Source organism: Levilactobacillus yonginensis, from assembly GCF_003946265.1.
Classification (GTDB): domain Bacteria; phylum Bacillota; class Bacilli; order Lactobacillales; family Lactobacillaceae; genus Levilactobacillus; species Levilactobacillus yonginensis.
This window is the reverse complement of the sequence record NZ_RHNO01000054.1, coordinates 1-2534: the sequence shown is the minus strand read 5'-3', so window position 1 is coordinate 2534 and position 2534 is coordinate 1. Positions and strand designations below refer to the sequence as shown.

Annotated in this window: 3 protein-coding genes; all 3 read left to right on the top strand. The window is 44.6% G+C overall.

Annotation, left to right across the window (positions count from 1 at the left end; translation table 11 throughout):
• Positions 1–739 (top strand): ABC transporter ATP-binding protein (locus EKM87_RS12275; RefSeq protein WP_225428450.1); only part of this gene is annotated, 739 nt, incomplete at its 5' end.
• Entirely contained in the window at positions 717–1964 is a 1248-nt protein-coding gene (locus tag EKM87_RS12270; protein ID WP_125685028.1) for an ABC transporter permease, read from the top strand. The genes EKM87_RS12275 and EKM87_RS12270, both read left to right, overlap by 23 nt.
• A 4-nt stretch (positions 1965–1968) precedes the next feature.
• A partial coding sequence (locus EKM87_RS12265; protein WP_164506509.1) for a TetR/AcrR family transcriptional regulator occupies positions 1969–2534 on the top strand: 566 nt, incomplete at its 3' end.

The following is a 2534-nucleotide window of genomic DNA, read 5'->3' as shown; positions in this document are numbered from 1 at the left end:
AACGGATTATGTCATCGCCAAGCAGGTCAGCAAGCACTTTGGTCATCAGCAAGTGCTCAATCAGATTGATTTGACACTGCCGGCTGGAATGATTTATGGCTTGATTGGGCCATCAGGAGCTGGGAAGTCCACCCTGATCAAGAGTATTTTAGGGATGGAAGTTGTGGATAGTGGCACTGTTAAAGTCATGGATACGGTGATGCCCAATAGGGCGGTAATGGCACAAGTAGGGTATATGGCCCAAAGTGACGCTTTGTATGAGACACTAACGGCCCGTGAAAACCTAACCTTGTTTGGGCAATTGCTGAGCGTTCCAAAAATAAAGTTAGCACAGATGATTGATTATGCAGCAGGATTAGTTGATTTAACGTCCCAATTAGACAAGCGGGTCAGTGGCTATTCGGGTGGGATGAAACGGCGCTTGTCGTTAGCAATTGCCCTGATTCAGGATCCCCAATTATTGATTTTAGATGAACCGACCGTTGGGATTGATCCAGAATTACGGCAACAAATTTGGACCGAACTAAATAAGCTCAAGGATACCGGTAAGTCGATGCTCGTGACAACGCATGTCATGGACGAAGCAGAACGGTGTGATTATCTCATGTTGATTCGGCACGGGATTGCGCTTGCTGAGGGGACACCCGCGGCACTGAAACAACAGTATGCAGTAGATACGATCGAACAGGTCTTTATGAAAGCGGGGCGGATGCAAGATGCGAACGATGGCAATCGTTAAACGAGTTTTTAAGCAAATGTTACGTGATAAGCGTACCTTGGCGCTGATGTTTTTGGCACCATTGCTGATTATGACGCTGATGTATTTCTTATTTCAAAACAACACGACGCAAGTAGCAAGCTTGGGTGTTCATCATGTAGACCAATCCGTGGTTAACGTGATCGATACCAAAAACGTGACGATTCATCATTATGATAGTTCACAGGCACGGAAAATGATTAAGCAGCATGATCTAGATGGCTATTTGACTCAGAAAAATGGTCAATTGACGATTACTTATTCAAATAGCAATCCAACCAGCACGTCTTTAATTAAGGCGAGTTTACAATCAGGATTAGTCAAGTTGAAAATGAAGACGCTGGTGACCGTTACTAAGAAACAGCGCGCGGCCCTTGAATCGCAACAAGCCGCTTTGAAGAAGCTGACAGCAGCCCAGACACAAGCAACGGTGACCAAGCTGAAGACTGCCATTGCACAAGCCCAGGCCCGCGGTGACCAGGCAACTGCTGAGAAATTACAAAAGCAACTCAAGCAGGCCACAGCCACGACGTCTAGTTCGACTCAGTCAGCTAAAGCAACCAGTTATACGACTAAGTCTCATTATATTTATGGTAGTAGTGATTCAACGTTCTTTGAAAACTTTTCGCCAGCATTTCTCGGTTTCTTTGTCTTCTTCTTTGTGTTCTTGATTTCTGGCGTTTCACTTTTGAATGAACGCACTACTGGAACCCTAAGCCGGCTACTTGCAACCCCAATTCGACGGAGTGAAATTATTATGGGCTATCTAATTGGCTATGGGGGCTTTGCCATCATTCAGACTGTTCTGACCGTTGTTTTTACAATTGTGGTCCTCAATATTCACTTAGTTGGTAGTATTTGGCTGGTCTTTCTGACTAACTTATTATTAGCGTTAGTGGCTTTGACCTTGGGTATCTTTATTTCCACCTTTACTAACTCAGAATTTCAAATGATTCAGTTTATTCCACTGATTGTTGTACCACAAATCTTTTTTGCTGGGTTGGTTCCAGTCGATGGCATGGCCAGTTGGTTGCAAGCAATTGCCCACATCATGCCGTTATACTATGGTGCTAATGCGTTGACGGATGTTGTGACAAAGGGTGCTGGGCTTGGCGATATTGGTGTCAATTTGTTAATATTAGTAGGGTTTATGGTCGTACTAACAATGTTGAATATTGTTGGAATGAAACGTTATCGGAAGGTGTGAGGATATGGAACGACCACGGATACGGGATTATTTTCAACAGGATCTAAGTCAGAATGAAACGATTACACCTAAGCAACGGGCCATCCTCCAGGCAAGTCTCGATTTGTTTGCTGAAAAGGGTTTTGACCAGACCAGTACTAGTGATATTGCACAACGGGCCGGCGTTGCGGAGGGGACGGTCTATCGGCGGTATAAGACTAAGGCTGCCTTACGGGATGCCATCTTAGCACCAATTACCGCGCACATTGTGCCAATTTTAGCGAGTGATTTTTCAGAGGATGAATTACGGCAGCATTATCCCAGTCTACAGGCATTCGTCACAGCAATTTTTACGGACCGAGTTGCATTTGCTAAAGCTAACGTGAAAGAGTTAAAGGTCATTTTTGAAATGGCAGCTTTTGACGCCGAACGACGCGAACAGCTTCTTAGCCAGATTGCGCCTAAGATGGTCAAGCAGATGGGAAGTGTCATAAATCAACTAAAAGCAGATCATTTGATTGTGGATTGGCCGAATGATTTGATACTGCAAAGTTTGTTATCGCAGCTATTCGGTTACCTAGCGCGGTTAAT